Genomic DNA, 22,301 nt, shown 5'->3' on the forward strand with positions numbered 1-22,301 from the left:
GATTAGAGGTGCATCCCCGTTGGGCTTTCAGGCAATGGCGTCTGAATGGGGAGGGCAGGCGCGGCTCAGGAGATAGACAGTTGAGCTTTCAAATACGTTTCAACCCCGGTACACGCATTGTCTCGGCCATTTTTTTTGGCCGCGTAGAGTTAGCCGACAAGCTGGCGTCTGCGCGGCAGGTAGCGGAAAAATTCGGCCACTTGCACCCATTGATGTTATTGGTGGATGTGCGCAAGGCAGATATCGTTCTATCCATGGAGGAGCGCCGCGCGTTCGGTAGTTTCGCCGCGAACCTCCAGGGTCTGAGCCACGGCAAGGTGGCGGTATTACATGCCCCCGACTACAACGCCAATGTCGTCATTAACGGCGCAGCGCAGGCCGAAGGTATGCGGGTAGTCGAGTTTGTGACTGAGCATGCCGCGCTGGAGTGGCTCACTTCTACCGAAACGCATGAGGACACTTCCCCGCACTGAGACGGTCGCGGCCCATTCTCTGCTTCATTACACGGCCACCTCAAACCACTGCGGATACTCGCCGAAGTGCCCAGCTGAGTGCGCACTCCGGCGAAGGGGGCTCAGGAGCGCTGGGCCTGCTCAGCCTGCTGGCGGCGCAGTTCCTGTTTCTGCTTGCGGCGGGCCTGGGTGGTCGCCTTGGCGTCGTGGCCCAGGTGGTCCTCACCGCGGGCCTTTGCCAGCTGGATCTGCTTTTCACGCTCGCGGAAACGGGCCTTGTCGGCCTCTGAGACCGAGTCGTGGCAGTGGGGGCAACTGACGCCCTGCTCAAACAGTTCGGACTGCATCTCTTCATCGGTTACCGGCATGCGGCACGCATTGCACTGCTGGTAGCTACCTCGCTCCAGCTCGTGGTTGACGGTTACGCGCTCGTCAAACACAAAGCATTCGCCTTTCCACAGGGTCTCCTCCCTGGGAACATCTTCCAGGTATTTCAGGATGCCGCCCTGCAGGTGGTAGACCTCGTCGAAGCCCTGCTCTTTCAAGTAGGCAGTGGATTTTTCGCAGCGGATACCGCCGGTGCAGAACATGGCCACTTTCTTGTGCTTCTGCGGGTCCAGGTGCTCCTTCACATACTGTGGGAACTCACGGAAACTGGTGGTATTCGGGTTTACCGCGTGCTCGAAGGTGCCCACCTGGAACTCGTAGTCGTTGCGGGTATCGATCAGCAGCACTTCCGGGTCGGAGATCAGCGCATTCCAGTCCCGTGGTTTGACGTAGGTGCCAACGGTACGGCGTGGGTCAATCCCCTCCACACCCATGGTGACAATCTCCCGCTTGAGCTTGACCTTGCTGCGCAGGAACGGCATTTGTTCCGTATAGGACTCCTTGTAATCCAGCTCCGCCAGGCGCGGGTCGGACTTGAGGTAGGCGAGCAGGGCATCAATACCCGCGCGGCTGCCCGCCACGGTGCCGTTGATGCCCTCGCGGGCCAGCAGCAGGGTGCCGCGCACCTCGTGCTGGAGCAGGGTTTTGAGCAGCGGTTCGCGCAGGGATTCGAAGTCCTCGAGACTGACAAATTTGTACAGCGCGCAGACCACGATGTTGGTAGTGTGGGTCATGAGGTATGTCCTTTTGCAGGCCGGATCGTAAATCCGGGGCATTGGGGTAAAAAATCGCCGCGCATTTTAACGAAAAATTCGTGTGCTGTCGTACACTTTTTCGACAGCGGGGCACGGTGCCTGACCAGTGGTTCACGGACGGCTGGATCATCTGCCGGCCCTTTTCCCTGCTTCACTTCCTGTCCCTTATGCCAGCGAGGATCTCCCCATGGCCGATGACGTAACTCCACAAGAATCGCCCCTGTGCCGTGCATATAGCGATGGCAATCACACCGTCAGCATCGATATCTACGCGGATGATGAGGGCGGCTGGTTGCTTGAGATCGTCGATGAAAACAACAACACCACCGTGTGGGAGGATGCCTTCGACACCGATGAAGAGGCGCTGCAGGAAGCGCTGGACGCACTGAAAGAGGAAGGCGTGGGGGCGTTTATTGGCCCCGCGGAAGCGAGCGGCAGCTGGGAAGCGCCGTAAATCGCGTGAAGCAGGTTTTCACGGGACTTCCCTAGCGTCCGTGACCGGGTTTCACCAGTACGATTACAAATAATACGCGCCGCACAAAGCAGGTTTTTTGTGGCCTGCTATGGTTATACATAGAAGGGAATCGCGACAGTGTAACAGCACTACCCAATCGCGGCGCCGCCAACGGGCAGCAAGGAAAGTTGCCCTGGCGGAGCCAACTGCTCGCGGTCACCGGGCCGCCACTGTCTGCAGATGTATTAAATGTGGTTGCTCTGCATGAAAAATTTCCTTCCCGTTCTCGCTATTCCCCTGTTGTGTTTTTCGTCGGCCATGCCGGCGCAGTCTGGTATTGAACTCAAACTCTCCGATGACCGGGCGATTGACGTGGATCTCGCCGAAGCCGAACTGATTTCCGAGCTGCGAGGCTACGCGATCATTGCCGGGCGGACGTGTATTGACTGCGACGAAAATACCGCAATTTTTCTCGAAAAAATCGACCATCGACAAGGTCAGGCCGTGCGTTCGCAGCCGGACGGAGAGGATCCCCCGGAGCCGGAAGAGTTTGCCCGGCTGGAGCGCGGCGATTCGACCGAAACCAAAGCGGCACAGCGCGACCGGGCGCAGGCAGAAATGGATGGGGCCGTGGACGGCGTAACCGAAGTTGACCTGTCCGGTGAGCGCTTTACCTATCCGGGAAAGTACCGGGACTACCTCACGAAAGAACTGGTGGAAAAAACCCGTATGTTTTACGGCAAGTGCCACGAGAACTCGCCGGCGCTGTTGTGGTTGAGTGAATACCGCACAGAAAAGGGTTGGGTAAAGGAGGAGTATTTGCTGGTGTTTCGGGATGAGGGCATTGAGCACCGCTACAACCAGGCACGGCAGCCGAGTATCTATTACATTGAAAATGAAGACTGTCGCGAGTTAAAGGGAGTGGAAGCCACCACTGAACCTTGAGTGCTCGCAAGTGGCGCCTGGCAGAAAAAGAAAAACCCCGCAATTGCGGGGTTTTTAATGGCTGTGCGGGCAGTGCCCTGTGATCTATTTATTGTTACTGCTGTTCTGGCGAATTATTTTTTGCTGTCGTGCCAGATGATCTTGAGCTTTTTCTTGCCCCACTTACGCGCTTTTTTAATATCCTCTTCCATCCACACGTCAATGCGGTTTTTGTAGCGCTTGTTCATGCGGTCGCGCACGGTATAAGTACCGGGCAGGCCTTCAATTCGTACCTTGGCGCCGTTGGTCAGGCCGTGTTTCTCCAGGTCGCGGGAAACAGCAATGATCTTGTCACCGGGGCGCAGACGGTTGTTCCAGGCCGCGGTCCAGGGATCGTCATCGGTCTGGCCTTCAACGGAGTTGTAGGCCGTCGCGGTCACGGTCATGGACTTCTTTTCTTTGGCAGGTTTGATCGCGGCAAAGGCGTCGCCACCGGCCAGAGCCGAGAGTGATGCTGCGAGTACGATCACGTACTTTTTAAGACTCTGTCGCATAATATTCAGTACCTCCGAAAGCGCTTTAGTCACAGACTTGTTTTGCCTGTGCGGCCTCCAAGTTGATTTCGTCATAAGTGATCAAACTTTGATCAGGGATGGCCATATTAAAGATCCGTGGAAGGGAATCAATCTTTTCGGTGACAGCGCTCGACTGCTCGACAGGGTATTCGTTTAGCCTCAAGTTTGAGTCTTTTTTGGTGCGTTTTGACAGAAAGTTGGAAAGATAGCCCTGCCTGTTACCGAAATATGACAGCACTGGGTACATCATGTGGATTTCTATTGGCACTCCGTTGCCAATTTGGATTTACGAGTGACAGCGATGTCATCTGGCATTGTTTAATTTTTGTACGATTTGGGGGCAGGGACCCTGTATTCTCTGGAACAAAATTTTTTTCGGTTTATTTGTGACCACTGGTCCAGAGAGTGGCTCAGCGTACCGGTGACAGCGCTGTAACCGGGATCAAACGTGCGAGTAGAGGCTATTGCCGAAATGCTCTGGCAATCAAACTGCCGGAAATCGTCTCCAGAGAGGAGCTGGCTCCACCTCCGCAGCAACGGCCAGCGGGAGAATTTATCCCTCTGATGGGCGTCGCCTTTCGCAGAGAGTGGCGGTTATCGCGGGTATTCTGGCCCCGCCGGGGGGGGTTAGATCGCGGTATTGCCGACCGGGCGCTCGGGGTTGACCAATTCTCGCAGTGCAGTGAGGTATGCCTGGTCCTCCTCCAGGTCCGCGAAGCCATGGCGTCTGTCCAGGGCCACAGCCTGCTCCAGCCACTGGATTGCTTCCTCAAGGTTGCCCTGCCATTCACACACCTGCCCGACATTGAACGACGTGATTGCCAGGTTTTGCCAGTCTTCCTCCCGGCGCAGTTGTTCGGTGGCGCTGGTGTACAGCTGGTAGGCGTGGCGCAGCATGGCGGCGCGCTTGTTGGGGTTGGTCTGCAAGGCGGCTTGCTGGTGGTAAGTGTGGGCGATGGCAGAGCTCACACGTGCCGCGGAGTGTTCGAAGGGCAGACCGGGGGAGGACTCGATATAGGTCAGCACCGCCTCGAACTGGCCGCGCGCCAGTGGGTACAGGTCCGGGCGCTGGGCACCCAGGGCATTGAGGATGATGCCGTAGCGGTAGCGCAGCTGGTTCTGGCGGTGGGGCTCCGACACCAGGCTGGCGATCGCCTGTTCGTACATGGGCAGGGCGGCATCGTAGTTGCCTTCCAGCGCAAACTCCTCCGCCTCCATGATCAGTGAAGTGGGATCGACGGCATTGTTGCCGGATTGGGCGGCGGTTGACGCGGCGAGCGTCAGGCACAGCAGCGCACCTATAAACGCGGGAAGGGCGGGCAACCGGGGGGGGAGGTGTTTGCGCGTGGTCAGCATGGCCAGTCCATCTTCATGATCCGCCGGCGCGCACATGCGCGCCGGCAGACAAGTTAGTGATTACTGACAGTAAACCCTGAATCTTCAATTTGTGCCAGTAGTGCCTGTAGAGGATGGCGCAGGCTGGTGTCTGCGAAGCGCTTGCTCTGGCAACGGCAAGAGTAGCCGGTGGCGAGGATGGCACTGCTGTCGCCATTCAGCTTTGGCGCCCAGGACTGCTGGAAGATAACCCGCGAAGTCTCCCGGTTGGCGACCTCGTGGCCGTAAGTGCCGGCCATGCCACAGCAGCCGGCGGCCTGGGCGTCCAGCTCCATACCGAGGGCGGCAAACACCTGCTGCCACTGACGGGTGGAGCCGGCGGCGTTGGATTGTTCGGTGCAGTGGGGCAGCAGGGTGAACCGGCCACTGTTGAGGCGGTTGCGGTTTGTCGCCAGATGCTCGGTGTGCTGTGACAGCCACTCCTGCAACAGCTGCACCCGGGGTGCTTTGTCACCCAGCAGCTTTTCGTATTCTGAGCGGTAGGTCATGGTCATGGACGGGTCTATGCCCACCAGCGGCACGCCGCATTCCGCCAGGCTGTTCAGCATGGCACTGTTGCCGGCGGCGGTCTGGGCGAACTGGCGCAGGAAGCCATGCACATGCAGGGGTTTGCCATTGGCCCGGTAGGGCGCCACCAGCGGGTTGAAGTCCAACAGTTTGAGCAGGCGCAGGGTGTCGGCCACCACATCCGCGTCGAAGTAGCTGGTAAAGGCATCCTGCACGATCACCACCGCCTTGGCGCGCTGGGCCGGGCCCATTGCCCGCAGGCTTTCGCGGCTGGCATAGGGCACACCCAGTTCGCGCATCACCTTGTCCAGGCGGGTGGCAGAGAGCTTTGGTGAGTCGGCCAGGCCCAGTCCGCGCTCCATGAGCCAGCGCACCGGCTTCAGGCTAAGCGGGGCGTTGTACAGCTGGGGTACCCGCGCCAGGTGGGGCATCACAAATTCGAGGCCGCCGACAAAATAGTCCTTCAGCGGTCGCAGGTAGCGGCTGTAGTAGAGCTCGAGGAACTTGGCGCGGAAAGTGGGTACATCCACCTTGATCGGGCACTGCCCGGCGCAAGACTTACACGCGAGACAGGCCTGCATGGATTCGTTCACCTCGTGGCTGAAGTCGTACTCGCCGCGGGCCCGGGCCAGGGAATTCTTGATGCGCCCGGGCAGGCCGATCAGAAACGACTTCTCGCGGCTTTTGCGCGCCACCGCCTCAGGGTCCACTGCGCGGTCCGCCAGCAGGCGCAGCCATTCGCGGATCAGCGAGGCGCGGCCCTTGGGGGAATGGATGCGGTTGCGGGTGCCTTTATAGGATGGGCACATGGCGTCGTCCGGGTTCCAGTTGAAACAGGCGCCGTTGCCGTTGCAGTAGACGCCCTCGGAGTAGCCTTCCCACACCTGTACCGGGATTTGGCGGTCGTGTTCGCCACGGGTGGGAACCTCGTCGATCTTCAGCAGGCCGGATGCGGCGCTGGGGGTGGCGATCTTGCCCGGGTTCAACTGGTTGCGGGGGTCAAACGCGGCCTTGATCTTCTGGAGTTCCGGGTAGAGTTCACCGAAGAACGCCGGAGAGAACTCCGAGCGCACCCCCTTGCCGTGTTCACCCCACAGCAGGCCGTTGTACTTTTTCGCCAGCTCGACCACCTGCTCGGTGATGATGCGTACCTGTTTGGCCTGTTCCGGGTCTTTCATGTCGATGGCCGGGCGCACATGCAGCACACCGGCGTCCACATGACCGAACATGCCGTAGGCAAAGCCGGCCTGGTCGAGGGCGGCACGGAACTCGGCGATAAAGTCGGCGAGGTTCTCCGGCGGTACCGCGCAGTCCTCCACAAATGGGATCGGGCGCTGCTCGCCCCTGGCGTTGCCCAGCAGGCCCACGGCGCGCTTGCGCATGGCCCAGATCTTGTTCACCTGGGCATGGCCGCGGGCGATGGTGTAGGCGAAGCTCTTGCCGGGCTGGCCGATGAGACTGTCTACGTGGGCGGTGAACCTGGCCAGCGCCGCGTCCAGCTCTTCTTCGGAGTCGGCGGTGTATTCCACCAGATTGATGCCCTGCACAGGCCGATCATCCTGGGGGAAAAACGCGCTGACGCTGTCCCAAACGATATCGCCCATGGCCAGTTGCAGCACCTTGCTGTCCACCGTCTCGATGGAGGTGGGCCCGGCCTTCATCAGGTCGGTGGCGTCTTTGAGGGCATCCTGAAAGTGGTCGTAGTTCAGGTTGACCAGGGCGGCGCACTTGGGGATTTTGAGAACATTGAGTTTGGCCTCGGCAATAAAGCCCAGGGTACCCTCGGAACCGCACAGGATATTGTTGAGGTTGAAGCGGCCGTCGTTGCCCTTTTCACTGTCCCGGATATGCGCGAGGTCGTAACCGGTGAGGCAGCGGTTCAGCTTGGGGAACTTGGCGTCAATCAGGTCGCGCTTTTCGCGTTCGACGCTGTCCACCAGCCGGTGGATCCTGCCCGCGCGGCTGTCACTGCTGGTGATTTCTGCCAGCTCATCATCATCTATTGCGTGCGAGAGCCAGAATTCGCCCCCCATCAGCACGGTTTTCAATTCCAGTACGTGGTCGCGGGTCTTGCCATACAGGCAGGAGCCCTGACCGGAAGCGTCGGTATTGATCATGCCGCCGATGGTGGCGCGATTGCTGGTCGAGAGCTCCGGGGCAAAAAACAGCCCATGCGGTTGCAGTGCCGCGTTCAGCTGGTCCTTCACAACCCCGGTTTGCACGCGAACCCAGCCTTCTTCGGCATTGATTTCGAGGATGCGGTTCATGTGGCGGGACAGGTCCACCACGATGCCATCCGTGAGTGACTGGCCGTTGGTGCCGGTGCCGCCACCGCGGGGGGATAGGACGATCTTGTGGAACGCCTCCTGATCCGCCAGTTCCATCAACAGCTGTAAATCGTGTATATCCCTCGGATACACCACGGCCTGGGGCAATACCTGGTAAATGGAGTTGTCTGTCGAAAGCACCGTGCGGCTGGCATAACTGGGGCTGGAATCGCCGTGGAAGCCGCCCTGTTTGAGTGCTTTGAGGAACTGCAGGTAGAGCGCCTGTACTTCGTTGATTTCGCGCAGTGCTGGAATCATTCCGGGCCCCGGTTTCTGGATCGACTGATCGATATGGCTACATATATAAGGGACTGGCATTTTAGCGGCGGTGGCGGGCTGCGCAACAATTACCGGGAAATCCGCACTCCGGTGCCGGATTGTTGCGGCGGCTGCCCCTGTTCTCGCGTGCCACAGAGAGGGTCATCCACGAACGCCCCGTCAGCGTAGAGTACACTGTGAGAAGTGAATATATGCCTCCCCGGGGCGAGTACCGATGAAAATACAACTGCTAAAGCACAAAATCCCTGTGGGCATCAGCCAGTGCGCGATGGGAGACCCGGTTCGCTTCAATGGCGGGCACAAACACAGCAAGGTGTGCACGGGGCTTTTGGCCCAGTGCTTTGATTACGTGCCCCTGTGTCCGGAAGTTGCCATTGGTATGGGGGTGCCGCGCAAGCCAATCCACCTGCTGGTGGACAAGGCGGGGGCACCGGTCGATGCAGTGCGTGTCATCGGTGTGGAAAATCCCGAGGTAGACGTAACCACGCCATTGCGTGACTACGCCGATTCTGTGGTTCCTGAACTGCAGAAAGTGCGCGGCTATATCTTTATGCAGAACTCGCCCAGCTGCGGTCTGCACGGCGTGCGGCGCTATCTGGATAATGGTCACGGTATCGACAGTGAGGGGGTGGGTGTATTCGCCCGCCGCCTGCAACAGCAGTTCCCGCATCTGCCCATGGAGGAAGTCGGGCGACTGAATAACAGTGAGTTGCGCGAAAATTTCCTCACCCGTGTTTTCGCTTACGACGCCTGGTTTCGGTATGTCGAGGGTGAGGAGGTGGATGAAGCCGTCGCGGAGGAGACCAGGAAAACCTCGCGGATCTCCCGCATTATCGAGTTTTACACCGCCTACAAGTATTTGCTGTTGGCGCACAATCAGGACGCCACCCGGGCGCTTGGTCGTGTTTTGGCGGACTCGAAAGCGCAGTCCGAAGACGACCTGGCGTTCGCCGTTCGCGGCGGCATCATGGACATCCTCTCGCGCCCGGCGAGCCGCAAGGATCGCACCAATGCCCTGATGCACAGCCAGGGGCACCTGAAGGAATTCCTCAGCCGCGAGGAAAAAGCCGAGCTACAGCAGTTGATCGAGGATTACCGCCGTGGCCACAAGCCGCTTTCCTCCGTTCTCACCCTGTTGCGCCACTTCCTCCCGCGCAGCCCGCACGGTTTCATTCACAGCCAGGTGCTGCTGGCGGCTGAGCCGGCGGAGCTTGGGTTGTGTGATTTCCATTGAACCCTTACTGTAGGTCTCCCTGAACCCAAGCATGCGCGAAAAAGCCTATTCACGGGGGCTGGTCTGGTTACGTAACGACCTGCGCCTGCACGACAACACCGCACTCTACCGTGCTGCCCGGGGCTGCAAGGCGCTCGCGGCCGTGTTCATTGCCTGCCCGCAGACCTGGGCCAGCCACGGCGATGGGGATAATGTTGTCGCCATGCGCCTGCGCAGTCTGGCACCACTGCAGCGTTCCCTGTCAGACAAGCAGATTCCGCTCTACTTCCTCGAACTCAACGGGTTTGCCGATGTGCCGCAAGCACTGGCACAGATCGTCTCCAAGCTGGACATCGACGCGGTGTTTGCCAACACGGAATACCCGCTCAACGAATTGCGCCGGGACGATGCCGTCCGCAAAGCGCTTAAAGAAAACGGTGTTCCGATTGAGTTCTGCACCGATCGCACCCTGATCCCTCCCGGTAGCCTTACCACCAACAGCGGCGACGGTTTCAAGGTATTTACCCCGTTCAAGCGCGCGTTTATCGCCCAGCACGGTAACAGCGCCGAGGGTTTCGATCCCCTGCCTGCGCCGCGGGCGCTGGGTGACGAGCACGCGGCGCAGTGGCCAGAGTGGATCTCGCTGGCGGGAGCGAACAACCTGGTGCGGAGCATTCCGGACACCGTCGGTGACTACGGTGTGGCCGCCGGTGGTGAGAAAAAAGTGCTGGACTGGGCGGCCGGGGAGAAAGCGGCGAACAAGCGGTTGCAGGCATTCTCGCAGATCATCGCGGATTACGAGGAGTGGCGGGATTTTCCCGCGAGGGAAAATACATCACGCCTGTCGCCGTATCTGAATTGTGGCGCCATCTCCATTCGGCAGTGCGCGAAAATGGCACTGGACGCCAATGATGGTCGTTGGGCGGGTGGCAAGGGCAGCCAGAGCGAGGGCGCCACCAGCTGGCTGAATGAGTTGTTATGGCGGGAATTCTATCAACACCTGGTGGTGAACTATCCCCGCGTATGCCGCAACCGGCCGTTCAAGCCGGAAACCGAGCGGGTACCCTGGTCCAGGCGGCGCGAAGACTTTGAGCGCTGGTGTGAAGGGCAGACCGGCGTGCCCATCGTAGACGCGGCGATGCGCCAGCTGAATCAGACCGGTTGGATGCACAACCGTCTGCGAATGGTGGTCGCGTCCTTCCTTACCAAAAACCTGCTGACTGACTGGCGCAAGGGCGAGCGCTACTTTATGCAGCATCTGGTAGATGCCGATTTCGCCGCCAACAACGGCGGCTGGCAGTGGGCCGCCTCCACGGGCACCGATTCGGCACCTTACTTTCGCGTATTCAACCCCTATAGCCAGTCGAAACGTTTTGATCCGGAAGGCGAGTTTATCCGTACCTATATTCCGGAGCTTGCGGCGCTTTCCAGCAGGGATGTCCACTGCCCGCCCCAGGACCTTTTCGGGCACGGAGGCTATCCCGAGCCGGTCTGTGATGTGACCGACTCCCGTAAAAAGGCAATCGAGGTGTTTGCCAGCTTGAAGTCTTAGTAAACCTCTGATTTATTCAATGTGCCGGGATCATCCGGCGTGACGCGCTCGCGGTACAGAATCCTTCTGATAAATGAGTCGCCAATGAATTATAAGAAAGTGGCCAATTTCATTCTGTTCGTCGCCGGTTGGTGGACGGCCCTGCTGTATGGCAATGCATTGGCGTTGATCGCATTGTTTATCGTCGTGATGCTGCATTTCGTCATGTGGCGGGATATGCGCGATATCTTCGTCATCCTCGGCTTTATCTTTTGCGGTTTTGGCGTCGAGTGGGCCTTTATGGCCAATGGTGTGCAGGATTACCGCACCAGCCTCCCCCCGGCCTGGTCAATCTGTATCTGGGCCATGCTTGCCACCACAATGCGTTACTCCCTCTCCTGGTTGATCAGCAGGCCTTTGTGGGCGGCGCTGGCGGGCTTGCTGGTAGCGCCCGCGTTCTACTTCAACAGTGTGCAGTTCGGGCCTGCTGGCTGGGGCCGCCCGATGTGGCAGTGCCTTATTGCCATTGCGCTGGTGTGGAGCCTGCTGGCGGCCTTTATCAGTGGCGTGCTGATCCCCCTGATCGAGCAGATGGATTCGACGGATAGCAGTGTTTCCTGATTGATGATGGATCTTTGCCTGAGAAAAACCGGCCTTTGCTGCTGACCTATACTTGCCACGAAATTTCGCCGTGGCAAGGAGGCTGCAGTGTTCTCATCGAGAAAAAAACGCCCAGGATATTTGACCGGTGCCCTGTATTTTCCGGGGGTACTGTCCCTCGCCATTGGTGCGGCGGTGGGCACGTGCCCTGCATACGCGGAAGAACCGCTCTACGGTGCACTGATCGTGTTTGGCGACAGTCTTTCCGACAATGGCAACGCCGGCGTATTCACCAGCGAGGATCCTGAGGGAATCTACCCGCGCCAGCCGGCGGTATCTTTTCTCGCTGACCGGCTGGGGCTCGCCAAACAGAACTCCTGTTACGGACTGGGGCAGGATTTTGGCGGCGCCATCCCCTGCGCGCCGGCGGCGGGAAGCCTGGGGCAGCAGCTTTCCCAGATCACCGGCTCGGTGTTGACCAATGGCCCCAATTGGGCCGTGGGCGGCAATCGCACCGCTGACGTCCTGCTGGACCTGGTGGGCCCGCAACGCTTCCGTCAGCTCTTCCCGGATACCACGGTGGCGGATCACAATACCCTTTCCACCATATTGCCGGACGCCAGCCGTTGCGGCCCGGACGGTGTGTGCGATCCTGCGGCGGGGGAGAGCCCCTATCTGAGTCCTGTGGAAGTGCAGGCTGCCGTTGCGGCATTCAATGATCCGATGGCCCTGCAGGCACTGGTAGACGACCCGAACAACAATATCACCCTCACTGGTGTGCCTTTTGCTACCGGGCAGGGTTATCTCCCGCAGAATGCCGTTTCCAGCACGGATCTCTATTTTCTGAATGGTGGTGGCAATAATATTCTTGACGGCGTGCGCGGCAGTAACCTGAGCCCTATGTCGATGGAGCGTGCTGCGACTTTCCTTTCTACCGCTGGCAGTGAGCTGAAGGCTGCCGGTGCCAAATATATTGTGATGACCAACGCCCCGAGAATCGGGCGGACGCCCGCGATTTACCTGCAGGGGCAGGGTGCGATCAACTATGCCAACTACGGCACCGGGTTGTTTAACGACACACTGCGCCAGCAGGTCAATGCAGTGGGGAACATACTGTTGCTGGATGTGGAAGGTACCCTTGAGCTGCTGATTCAGGACCCGGCAGCGTTTGGCCTCGCCAACATCAACCAGAGTGCAACCTGTTATGTCAACTGCGCCAACCCTCACCCGGTGTACGGCGCCAATGGCACTAATCCCAATGCCGACATGCTGGTGTTTTATGACAGCATTCATCCGACGTTGGCTGTGCAGAGAATACAGGCCGACTACTTTTACGAGGTGCTAACCGCGGCGGTGGGTTTTGGTGTGCTGCCGGACCTGGGGTACCAGAACACCCGTCAGCACCGTGTCAACATCGACCACCACCTTATCTCCCAGCGCTATCGCGAGCCCTATACCACCGTATTTTTTGGTGCCAGTGTCGGGCACACGGAAATGGGGACGGTGCCCGCGATCAACGACGAATACCCGGCCTGGGATGGATTTCTGGGCATGAGCTTCGCAGGCTTTGAGGCGTTTGAATGGGGGCTCGGCATGTCATACGGAGGCAGCGAATACGAACCTGACAATCTGTTCCTCAAGTCCCGCAATTTCAATGTCAGTGCATTCGCTCGCTGGGACGATGGTTTCTGGTTTGCCGATGGTGCCGTCGGTTTTTCCGATATCCAGTACGATGATATCGAGCGAACCATCCATGTCGGTGATACCTTTCGTCACCGCCTGGACGCAGACACAGACGGCGACGGGTTTAACGCTTTCATCCGCGCCGGTTACGATGCCAGCCGCAACCTTGACAGCCAGATGGGGCCGTTTGTCGCCGCTGAGTGGACCCGGATTGATGTCGATGGCTTCAGCGAACGCACCTCGGTTGATCTCACCTACACCGGGGAATACGGGCTGCGCAGAGATCCACTTGGTCTGCGGGTGCAGGGCCAGGACCGCGAGTACCGCCGCTGCCGTGCGGGCTTCTTCTACAACAGTCCCGAGTCCGCCGAGCGCCAGTGGTTCGGGGAGTTCTGGCTGGAGCACACCGCTGGTGACGATTACGCCGACCTTGGTATCGGGGTCAACGCCATCCGCAGCAACTGGGCGCGCCTGCCTTCCTACCGCAGCAGGAATGCAGGTAACTTCCAGAATGGTGTCGGCGCTCTGGTGGGGGTGAATATCAACGAAAAGCTGCGGATCGCGGCGGATTTTCTGGTGCGGCCAGAGGATACGATTGGAGGGCTGAGCCTGAACTATCGGTTTTAACGACCGCCCTTGTTGAACGATACCGGGCAGGCTATAAACCGGAATTACCTGCTCTGCGCGTTGCGGGCTGGCGTCCTGTAGCAGAGCTCTGGCGCTTGACCGCAGTTTCTGCGGCAAACGTGGCAAATAAATCGGCTTGCTGCGAAAAGGCCGGTGGTTAAGCGGCATCGATTACTCTGGCGGTTGTTATCTTTGTTGTCATCTAGACGGTATTGATAACAACCCTGAATATGGATTCCCACGATGTATAGCCCCCGATTCAGCAAACAGAGTCAGGCCCTGCATTCCGCCGACGCCGATGTCTGGGCGGTCAGTGATCGCGCCCACGCCCTGGCGGACAAAGGGGAGGATGTCATCTTCCTGTGTGTCGGCGACCCCAATTTCGACACCCCCGAGCCGATCCTCGATTTCGCGCGCGCCCGCCTCGGCGTTGGCCGTACGCATTATTCCCCGGCGGCTGGTGAAGCCATGCTGCGCCGCGCCATTGCGGATATTGAAAGCAAGGTCTCCCCGCACCCCTGCAGTCCCGACGACGTGGTGGTATTTCCCGGCGGCACCAATGCCATTTTCGCGGTGCTCTCCTGCCTGCTCAACCCCGGTGAACAGATCGTGATTCCCGAGCCGATGTACATCGGCTACGTACCCATCACCGATGCCCTGCAACTGGACGTCAAGAAGGTTGCCTGTACCGCAGAGCAGGGGTTCGCGTTTGATACGGAAAGTATCAAGCAGGCCATCACCGCGGAAACCCGGGTTGTCATGATCAACACCCCGGTCAACCCCACTGGGGCCATGGCGACACCGGAGCAGTTGCGCGAGCTGGCGGCGTATTGCCGTGAGCGGGATATATGGCTTATCTCTGATGAAATGTATTCCATGATCACCTTTGCCCGTCGCCACACGTCCCTGCGCACCGCGGCCGAGCACCTCGACAATGTGATTGTGATCGATGGCCTGTCCAAGTCCCACGCGATGAGTGGCTGGCGCCTGGGTTGGGCCGTGGCGCAGGGCGAGCTGGTGGACCGGCTGGTAGAATTTGCCGGGGCCACCATTTTTGGTGTGCCACAGTTTATTCAGGAGGCCGCGGCATTTGCGCTGGAGTTTGATACCTACTTTGTAAAGCAGATGCGTGACGCCTATGAAAAGCGACGCGACCTGATTGTCGAGCGCATCGGGCGTATTCCGGGGCTCAGCTGCTCTTCCCCGGAAGCGGGCATGTTTGTGATGGTCGATGTGTCCTCCGTGGCGGAGAACGGCGAGGCATTTGCCGATGCGCTGCTGGATGCGGAGCTGGTCTCGGTCTTGCCTGGCAAACCTTTCGGACCGAGTGCGGTAAATCATGTACGCTTGACACTGGCGGCGGAGGAAAGCGAACTGTCACGTGCACTGGACCGTATTGAACGGTTTGTCACGGGCGGTTGTCTGAAGGCAGGGTGAACTCTACCCCCCTGCAGCATTCCGGGCAGAGCACTGGCCCGGAGACGCTTCCGTTAACCTGGCTTAATTGGCCCCGATGTGGGCCGTCGAAACGGCTGAAAGAAAATTACAGTGAAAGTAGACCGTCACAACCTCAAGATCCTCGAAGTTCTGCAGGCGAATGCACGCATCAGCAACCTGAACCTCGCCGACCAGATAGGCCTTTCTGAAAGCGCCTGTCTGGCGCGCGTGAAGAAGCTCACCAGCGAAAAATTTATCCGTGAGTTCCAGGCGGAAGTGAACCTGGAAAAGGTGCGCCACGCGGAGTTTTACGTAAACGTGGCATTGAAGCGCCAGGATTCAAAGACCAGCGAGAGTTTCCGCCGTGCGATCAACAAGATCGAGCAGATCGTCTCCTGCGTGAAAATGTCCGGTGAGTTTGATTACATGCTGCGGTTTGTATGCCCGGACGCGGCTGACTTCAACCGCGTGTCAGAGCAGCTGCTGGCCGATGAAGACGCGGCCATTACCCGCATGACATCCCACCTGGTCATCGAAAAAACCAAACCATTCACAGGTTACCCGCTGGAGTTGCTGTTCCAGGACTAGCCTCTTCGCATGCCTTGTCACGGTTTCAGGCGGGTGCCCGGCTGGCGCAGCACCCGCTTGAAAGTTAACCGCAGCAGTTAAACGATCAGAGCGATTGTGCGGTCAACCAGCCACCAGGCTGAGAGCCCTCCCACCAGGTATGCCACCGGAAGTGCTGACGCGGCCGTAGCGGTAGTACCGGTACGGGTCTCCCACAGTTGCACCGGCTTCACTCGGCGCAGCAAAAACATCAGCCCGCAGACCGCCGCGATAAAGGTGAGTTGTCCCGCTTCTACCCCAACATTGAACAGGCCCAGGGAAAGAGGGATGGCGTGCTCGGGGACCCCGATTTCCGAGAGTGCGCCGGCAAAGCCGAGTCCGTGTAACAGGCCAAACCCGAACGCCACCACCCAGGGCTTGCGTATCGCCAGTGTCTTGCGCCCCTCGAGCTTGTGCAGTATTTCGGTCGCTATAAAGACGATACTGAGCGCAATCACCGCCTCCACCGGAGCCTGGGGCACTGACACCATGCCCAGCACGGCCAGCGCCAGGGTAATGCTGTGCGCGACCGTAAATGCAGTAATGGTGGCAATCAGCTGGCGCCCACCGCTGACCAGAACCACCAGCGCCAATACGAACAGTAGGTGATCGATACCCAGCAGAATGTGTTCGATACCGAGCACAAAATACGTGCCCGCGACTTCAATCATTCCGGCTTCGTCCTCGACGACCAGCTGGGTCTTATCTGGCAACAGGCGGGTCACCTGTTCTCTTCCGTCCAGCCAGCTTACCCGGACCAGTGCATCGGTCATGGTGCTGGCAAGGCCATCGATGGCGATTGTGCTGCCGACCAGGTTGTCGGGGTGTGAAATCTCCCAGCGCTCGACGTAGTAGCCTCCCGCCATCTGGGCCACGGGTAAACTGTTTTCCTGGGTTCGTTGGTCAAACTGTACGTAGAGAGAGAGCCGCATATCCCCGCGCGCGGGGACTCGCCAGGTTACGTCAAATTTCTCCGGTGCCGTCTGTACAACACTGAGGGAGGCCGGTCTTAATTCGTGGGCAAGGGAAAAGGCCGAAAATAGCAGAGTGGCAAAAAGAAGCAGTATTCTCACTGTCCGGTTACCTCCTCGATGGCAGCCGGCTCGTCAATGCGAATCCGGTAGTTTGACCTCAGGGTTTCATACTGAGTCTGCAGGATGTCCTGCTGCGCTTTATGTTGCCAGTCGCGCAGCACATCGGCTTTGATCTCAGCGAAATCTGGCTGTTGCCGGGGTTCGGCTGAGGAAATCCGGACCAGGTGCTCGCCGTAGGCGGAGGTCAGGGGCCCTGTCCATTGCCCCGTTTCGAGCTCGAGAAACTGCAGGGAAAAATCACTGCCAAACAGCCGATCGATGCGGTCGGCGCTGATATTCTCGAACCGGTATTGCAGCAGGTTGCTGTCGCTGAGTGTGCGTGGATCCTTGCCCGCGGTGAGTTTGGTGAGGATGATTCGCGCGTCTTCGGCAACTTCCGTGCGTTTTTCGCTATCGAGAAATACCTGTTCGAAGGTGTAGTGGGCGGGGATCGTATATTTTTCGATATTCTCTGTGTAGTAGTTCTCGAGTACCTGGTCCGCGGGTTCGATGGCGTCGACAAGGTCTTTTGCCAGGAATTCCATTTTCATCCGCATCCTGCGGCGGATCACGGTGTCATTCTCATCCAATCCCATTTTTACCGCTTCACGGTACAACACTTCTTCGCGCACAAAATCGTCAATCAGGCCCTGCAACTCGTCGGGTCCCGGAGGACGCTGCCAGCCGCGCTCGAAAACTGTCGAGAGATGTTGAATACGGTTCTGGGTGATGACGATCTCCTGATCGCCTTCGGCGTTTCCACCCTGAAACAACCCGTTAACCGCGAATAGCATGGCGCCTATTGCGGCGAATTGCACACTGGGATCTCTAATCCAATGCAGATTCATTCACGAACTCCGACTTATGTTCTTATTGCGATGGTTCACTAAGAAAGAATTCCTATGCCACAGAGGATAGTTCAAGAATCGGTATTTACTGTGGCAGTCCGGGAGTCGGGTCTGGTATAGGCGGCTAAATCATTTTCTTGGAGGCCATGGAGGGAGTGCGGGAGTTGGATACGGCGGAGAGTCTCTATACAGTTGGAAGCGGGCGGTGGCCCCTTGCCGGGAGGAGAGATACTGCGCCCACCGAGGCGGCACTTTCCGTACCCCGCTATGTCGACTGATCGTTTTTTACTTACTGGTTTTTACATACTGGATAGGCGAGCGAATGAAATCATTGATACATGCCACGGTCTTTCCCTTCGTAACCGGATGGTTGGTCTGCTTTTCAGGCCTGTCACTGGCGGAATCGGTAGAGGAGAAATACCAGCGGTCCTGCCATGTATGCCATGCTACCGGGGTCGCCAATGCGCCCAAAGTGCATGATCCGGAGGCGTGGAAGCCTCGTCTGGATAAAGGGATGGATGTGCTGGTGAACTCGATTAAAAACGGATTGAACGCCATGCCGCCGGGCGGCCTGTGTGCCGATTGCAGCGACGAAGATTACAAGGCGTTGATCAAGTTCATGTCCACCCCGAAAAAATAAACCCGCGTAGTTTCCGTGGGACTGTGGGCAGCGCTTGTGGTTGAGGAAGCTTGCAGGAACCTGTCCACAGACGAGGTGGTGACTGGGCTATTTGCCTGCGGAGCAGGTCCTGCAAGTTTCAGTGTGGCTCAGGGGGCGGGCTTTGGCTTGCGGATACCGAAAAAAATCTGACGGATTATTAAACCCGCATGGTCACTTCTTCATTTGAATTCCAAAGCACCTTTCCTACCCCGGTTTGCCGTCAAACCGGTAATTGCTCACGCCTGAACTCTGTGGGCGTTTGGTCGTGCCGGCGTTTGAAGGCGGCATTGAACGGGCTCAGTGAGCGATAGCCGATATCCAGCGCGATGGTCAGGACCGGCAGGTGGGCCTCGTCCGGGTCCGCGAGCCGTCGGCTGGCCTCGTCGATGCGAAACTGGTTCAGGTACTCGTTGAAATTGCGGAACCCCAGATGCTGGTTAATGAGCGCGCGCAGCGTATGTTCACGGGAACCCAGCTGTTCCGCCAGCTCGCGAATGGTGAGACCGGTGTGGCGGTAGCCACCGCTGTGCATATGCTGTTGCAGTTTATCCAGCAGCAGTCGCTGATTCTCATCCAGCGCTTGCTGTTGTGCGGGAGCGGCCGGCAACGCGGCTGGTTGCCCTGCCAGTGTTTCAGCGTCATCGGTCATTGGTGGCAGGGATTCTTCCAGCGCCCGCGGGGACAGTGCCAGCAGCCACAGACAGGCGGCGAAGGCCAGGGCGCTGGCCATTACAGCATGCAGGGTGGGGATACCCGCGGGGATAGGGAAGTAGGAAAACAGAAACTCCGCGCAGACCACGACCACCATATAACTGCCGATGGCGATCAGCAGGCCAATACGAATTTGTCGGCGCTCGGCGACCAGGTCGGATTGCAGCTGCTGCAGTAACGTCACCAGTCCGGCACCGATCAGGCCCAGTTTGAACGGCTGCGCCAGCAGATAAAAATACGGGTGGGCATGCAGCTGGCTGGCCAGGTCGACCAGCAGTTCCAGTCCGATCAGGGCCCATCCCCAATGGGGAAATGGCGCTTTGTCGCTGCATAACTGATGGGTAAACAACCAGAACGCGCCGGGTATCAGCAGGGTGGGCAGGTCGATCAGCAGGTCTGCCAGGGTGCCCTGATCATCGAGCAGGGGGCGCAGCAAATACACAATCGCACCGAAGATCAACACCAGAAGCCACACGCTGCCGCGTCTCTGCCTGTACCCGCTCCCGATTCTCGCAGCGGCCAGCAATAACAGGGCACAGGCTGCGCCGGTAAAAAAGCTGTAACTCATCAGGTACCCCGGGTTTATCTTTTTGTAACTGGTTGATTGTTCCCGGTACTTCTACCGCCAGCGGTCGACCCAGGCATCCAGCACTTTGCGGCTGTAGGTGTGGCGGCCGTAGCTGCCGTTATAGTAGGCCAGCGCGTTGGGCATGTTGCCTTTGGCTTTTTTGATGTAATGCTTGAGGATGGTGCAACCGTAACGGAGGTTGGTGTCCATATCGATCAGGTTATCTTCCGGGCGGCCAATCTCATTCTTCCAGAAGGGCATTACCTGCATCATCCCCTGGGCGCCTACGCGGGATACGGCGTAGGGGTCGAACGCGCTTTCTATCTGGATCACCGCAAGCACGATTTCCGGTTGCAGTTCCGCGCGGGTGGCTTCCCGGTGAATCGCCTTGAGTACCCGCATACGCTCTTGGGGCTCTTTGATGTAGCGGGCGAGGGGCTGGGACTTGGACATCAGCCACACTTCGGCATCGAAGCGGTCGACGAAAGAGTCCGCTTCGGTCACCGCGCCTTTCAGCGCTGCCAGCAGCTGAGGGTCCACCTGTTTGACCTGGGCAGACACCGTTGCACTTAGCAGGCACAGCAGTAGTGTGGTGAGGGTTGTTCTTATCATGGGGTGGGATTTTACTGGAAGGGTGCGATTTTCGGTACTGCGGGGCATCGCCGTGTGAGACATACCGCGAACCTATGCTTGAACCTATGCCTGAACCTATGCGCGGGGCGCTACAAAAACATCCATGTTTTTGACGATCTCACAAGCGGGTGCCCCGCAGCCGGCCGTTCGCATCCAGGGGCTGCGAACGACCACCGGCCCTTCAGTGGGCGATTTTTTCCAGGAGGATGTCTACGATCTGGTCCGCCGAAAACTCCTGATTTTCAGCATCGCGGCGCCCCTTGTATTCGATATTGCCTTTCTCCAGGCCGCGATCGCCGATCACGACACGGTGCGGAATGCCCATCAGCTCGGTATCGGCCAGCATGCCGCCGAGGCGCGCCTTGGGTTCGTCCATCAGCAGTACGTCGATCCCTTTTGCGGTAAGCGCCTCATAGATGTGCTCACATTTCTGCTGCACCGCCTCGCTCTTGTGCATATTGATCGGCACGATCGCCAGCTGGAAGGGGGCGATGGCTTCCGGCCAGATAATGCCCGCATCGTCGTGGTTCTGCTCGATCGCAGCCGCCACTACACGGGAAACACCGATGCCGTAGCATCCCATGGTCATCACCCGCTCCTTGCCGTTCTCATCCAGTACTGAGGCATTCATCGCCTCGCTGTACTTGGTGCCCAGCTGGAAGATGTGGCCAACCTCGATACCGCGCTTGATCTCCAGCGTGCCGTTGCCGTCCGGGCTCGCATCGCCCGGCACCACATTGCGCAGGTCCTCGACACGCTTCAGCGCTACATCGCGCTCCCAGTTCACCCCTGTCAGGTGGTAATCGTCCTTGTTGGCACCGCAGACAAAATCGGCCAGGTGCGCCGCGGCGCGATCGACGATTACCTCAATCGCGAGGCCAACCGGCCCCAGGGAGCCGATACCGCAGCCCAGCTCCTTCGCGATGCGCTCTTCCGGTGCAAATTGCAGCGGACTGGCCACGCCCGGCAGTTTCTCTGCCTTCAGTTCATTCAGCTCGTGGTCACCGCGCAGCACCAGGGCGACCAGCGGGGCTTCTTTGCTTTCATCTTCACTGTCCACTTCACCGAGTACGATCAGCGTTTTAACCGACGTATTTGCGGCAATACCGAACGCCTGTTCCAGCGCAGCAATGGTCTTCTGGCCCGGTGTATGCAGCTCTTCCATCGCCTTGCCCGGCGCCGGACGCTCACCCGCAGGTGCTACTGCCTCCGCCAGCTCAACGTTGGCCGCGTAACGACTCTCGGAAGAAAAGGCGATATCGTCCTCACCGCTCTGGGCCAGAACGTGGAACTCGTGGGAGTGGGAGCCGCCAATAGAGCCGGTGTCCGCCAGTACCGGGCGGTAATCCAGCCCGATGCGGTCGAAGATACGGCAGTAGGCCGCGTGCATGACATCGTAGGTTTCCTGTAGCGAGTCCGCGGTCAGGTGGAAGGAGTAGGCGTCCTTCATAGTGAACTCGCGCGCACGCATCACGCCGAAACGGGGGCGGATCTCATCGCGGAACTTGGTCTGGATCTGGTAGAAGTTCGCCGGCAGCTGTTTGTAGCTGTTGACCTCGGTACGGATCAGGTCTGTGATGACTTCCTCATGGGTCGGGCCCAGGCAGAAAGCGTTGTCGTGACGGTCCTGGATCCGCAGCAGCTCCGGGCCATACTGCTGCCAGCGGCCGGACTCCTCCCACAGCTCTGCCGGCTGTACCACCGGCATCAGCACTTCCAGGGCGCCCGCGCTGTTCATCTCCTCGCGCACGATCTTCTCTACCTTGCGCAGTACCCGCAGGCCAGTGGGCAGCCAGGTGTAGAGCCCGGAGGACAGGCGGCGGATCATGCCGGCGCGGAGCATCAGCTGGTGGCTAATGACCACTGCGTCATTGGGGGTTTCTTTCTGGGTGGCGATCAGATAGCGGGATGCGCGCATAGTGCTTTCTTTTTCTGTCGATGAATTTTAAAGGGCGGCCATTTTACGCCGGCGGGGGTGGTTTTTGGTAGGGGCGACCGGATTCGACGCGAAGGTACAGGTGCCGCCATGAGATTATGCGATGCCCAAAACAGAAA

Annotated in this window: 19 protein-coding genes; 10 read left to right on the top strand and 9 right to left on the bottom strand. The window is 58.8% G+C overall.

The genetic code is table 11. The features are described 5' to 3' along the window. Window positions 1-80 precede the first annotated feature (80 nt). On the top strand, window positions 81-473 hold the full coding sequence (locus GTQ55_RS04640; RefSeq protein WP_161857685.1) for a hypothetical protein: 393 nt from the start codon (window positions 81-83) through the stop codon (window positions 471-473). 101 nt (window positions 474-574) lie between these two features. Here GTQ55_RS04640 and trhO read toward each other — a convergent pair whose 3' ends face one another. Next, window positions 575-1,573 carry an oxygen-dependent tRNA uridine(34) hydroxylase TrhO gene (trhO, locus tag GTQ55_RS04645; protein ID WP_161857686.1) on the bottom strand — a complete coding sequence of 333 codons (999 nt, stop codon included), beginning with the start codon at window positions 1,571-1,573 and terminating at the stop codon, window positions 575-577. A gap of 208 nt (window positions 1,574-1,781) precedes the next feature. Between trhO and GTQ55_RS04650 the strand changes: the two genes are divergently transcribed. Then, window positions 1,782-2,048: a hypothetical protein gene (locus tag GTQ55_RS04650; RefSeq protein ID WP_161857687.1), complete on the top strand. Its 267-nt coding sequence runs from the start codon at window positions 1,782-1,784 to the stop codon at window positions 2,046-2,048. Window positions 2,049-2,312: 264 nt separating this feature from the next. Beyond that, window positions 2,313-2,993 carry a hypothetical protein gene (locus GTQ55_RS04655; RefSeq protein WP_161857688.1) on the top strand — a complete coding sequence of 227 codons (681 nt, stop codon included), beginning with the start codon at window positions 2,313-2,315 and terminating at the stop codon, window positions 2,991-2,993. A 113-nt stretch (window positions 2,994-3,106) separates the two neighbouring features. Here GTQ55_RS04655 and GTQ55_RS04660 read toward each other — a convergent pair whose 3' ends face one another. From GTQ55_RS04660 to ydiJ, 3 genes are all read right to left on the bottom strand, one after another. Beyond that, complete coding sequence (locus GTQ55_RS04660) at window positions 3,107-3,526, bottom strand: RlpA-like double-psi beta-barrel domain-containing protein (RefSeq protein WP_161857689.1); 420 nt, start codon at window positions 3,524-3,526, stop codon at window positions 3,107-3,109. Between the two features lie 648 nt (window positions 3,527-4,174). Beyond that, the gene (locus GTQ55_RS04665) at window positions 4,175-4,903 is read right to left on the bottom strand and encodes a tetratricopeptide repeat protein (RefSeq protein ID WP_237567827.1); all 729 of its coding nucleotides are present in this window, start codon (window positions 4,901-4,903) and stop codon (window positions 4,175-4,177) included. A 53-nt stretch (window positions 4,904-4,956) separates the two neighbouring features. Further along, window positions 4,957-8,034 (bottom strand): D-2-hydroxyglutarate dehydrogenase YdiJ, encoded by a 3,078-nt coding sequence (gene ydiJ / locus GTQ55_RS04670; RefSeq protein WP_161857691.1) that lies wholly within the window; start codon window positions 8,032-8,034, stop codon window positions 4,957-4,959. A 235-nt stretch (window positions 8,035-8,269) separates the two neighbouring features. Between ydiJ and GTQ55_RS04675 the strand changes: the two genes are divergently transcribed. The 6 genes from GTQ55_RS04675 (at window position 8,270) to GTQ55_RS04700 (ending at window position 15,734) form a co-directional block, all read left to right on the top strand. After that, a complete protein-coding gene (locus GTQ55_RS04675) occupies window positions 8,270-9,289 on the top strand; it encodes a YbgA family protein (RefSeq protein WP_161857692.1) in 1,020 nt (339 codons plus the stop codon). 31 nt (window positions 9,290-9,320) lie between these two features. After that, on the top strand, window positions 9,321-10,820 hold the full coding sequence (locus tag GTQ55_RS04680) for a cryptochrome/photolyase family protein (protein WP_161857693.1): 1,500 nt from the start codon (window positions 9,321-9,323) through the stop codon (window positions 10,818-10,820). An 84-nt stretch (window positions 10,821-10,904) separates the two neighbouring features. Continuing rightward, complete coding sequence (locus tag GTQ55_RS04685) at window positions 10,905-11,420, top strand: DUF2878 domain-containing protein (protein WP_161857694.1); 516 nt, start codon at window positions 10,905-10,907, stop codon at window positions 11,418-11,420. A gap of 87 nt (window positions 11,421-11,507) precedes the next feature. Continuing rightward, complete coding sequence (locus GTQ55_RS04690; RefSeq protein ID WP_161857695.1) at window positions 11,508-13,709, top strand: autotransporter outer membrane beta-barrel domain-containing protein; 2,202 nt, start codon at window positions 11,508-11,510, stop codon at window positions 13,707-13,709. A gap of 243 nt (window positions 13,710-13,952) precedes the next feature. After that, window positions 13,953-15,146, top strand: a complete 1,194-nt coding sequence (locus GTQ55_RS04695) for a pyridoxal phosphate-dependent aminotransferase (protein WP_161857696.1) — start codon at window positions 13,953-13,955, stop codon at window positions 15,144-15,146. A 111-nt stretch (window positions 15,147-15,257) separates the two neighbouring features. After that, complete coding sequence (locus GTQ55_RS04700; RefSeq protein ID WP_161857697.1) at window positions 15,258-15,734, top strand: Lrp/AsnC family transcriptional regulator; 477 nt, start codon at window positions 15,258-15,260, stop codon at window positions 15,732-15,734. Between the two features lie 77 nt (window positions 15,735-15,811). Here GTQ55_RS04700 and GTQ55_RS04705 read toward each other — a convergent pair whose 3' ends face one another. After that, window positions 15,812-16,825 carry a HupE/UreJ family protein gene (locus tag GTQ55_RS04705; protein ID WP_161857698.1) on the bottom strand — a complete coding sequence of 338 codons (1,014 nt, stop codon included), beginning with the start codon at window positions 16,823-16,825 and terminating at the stop codon, window positions 15,812-15,814. Beyond that, window positions 16,822-17,673, bottom strand: coding sequence for a peptidyl-prolyl cis-trans isomerase (locus GTQ55_RS04710; protein ID WP_161857699.1), 852 nt, complete (start codon window positions 17,671-17,673; stop codon window positions 16,822-16,824). Before GTQ55_RS04710 ends, GTQ55_RS04705 begins: the two co-directional genes overlap by 4 nt. Before the next feature lie 322 nt (window positions 17,674-17,995). Between GTQ55_RS04710 and GTQ55_RS04715 the strand changes: the two genes are divergently transcribed. After that, window positions 17,996-18,313, top strand: coding sequence for a c-type cytochrome (locus tag GTQ55_RS04715; RefSeq protein WP_161857700.1), 318 nt, complete (start codon window positions 17,996-17,998; stop codon window positions 18,311-18,313). A gap of 241 nt (window positions 18,314-18,554) precedes the next feature. On the opposite strand, the gene GTQ55_RS04720 is transcribed toward GTQ55_RS04715, so the two are convergent. From GTQ55_RS04720 to GTQ55_RS04730, 3 genes are all read right to left on the bottom strand, one after another. Then, the gene (locus GTQ55_RS04720; protein ID WP_161857701.1) at window positions 18,555-19,613 is read right to left on the bottom strand and encodes a helix-turn-helix transcriptional regulator; all 1,059 of its coding nucleotides are present in this window, start codon (window positions 19,611-19,613) and stop codon (window positions 18,555-18,557) included. Window positions 19,614-19,664: 51 nt separating this feature from the next. Next, a complete protein-coding gene (locus GTQ55_RS04725) occupies window positions 19,665-20,225 on the bottom strand; it encodes a lytic transglycosylase domain-containing protein (protein ID WP_161857702.1) in 561 nt (186 codons plus the stop codon). A gap of 202 nt (window positions 20,226-20,427) precedes the next feature. Next, complete coding sequence (locus GTQ55_RS04730; RefSeq protein WP_161857703.1) at window positions 20,428-22,164, bottom strand: proline--tRNA ligase; 1,737 nt, start codon at window positions 22,162-22,164, stop codon at window positions 20,428-20,430. Window positions 22,165-22,301 lie beyond the last annotated feature (137 nt).

Origin of the sequence: Microbulbifer hydrolyticus (genome assembly GCF_009931115.1) — a bacterium.
GTDB classification, from domain to species: Bacteria; Pseudomonadota; Gammaproteobacteria; order Pseudomonadales; family Cellvibrionaceae; genus Microbulbifer; species Microbulbifer hydrolyticus.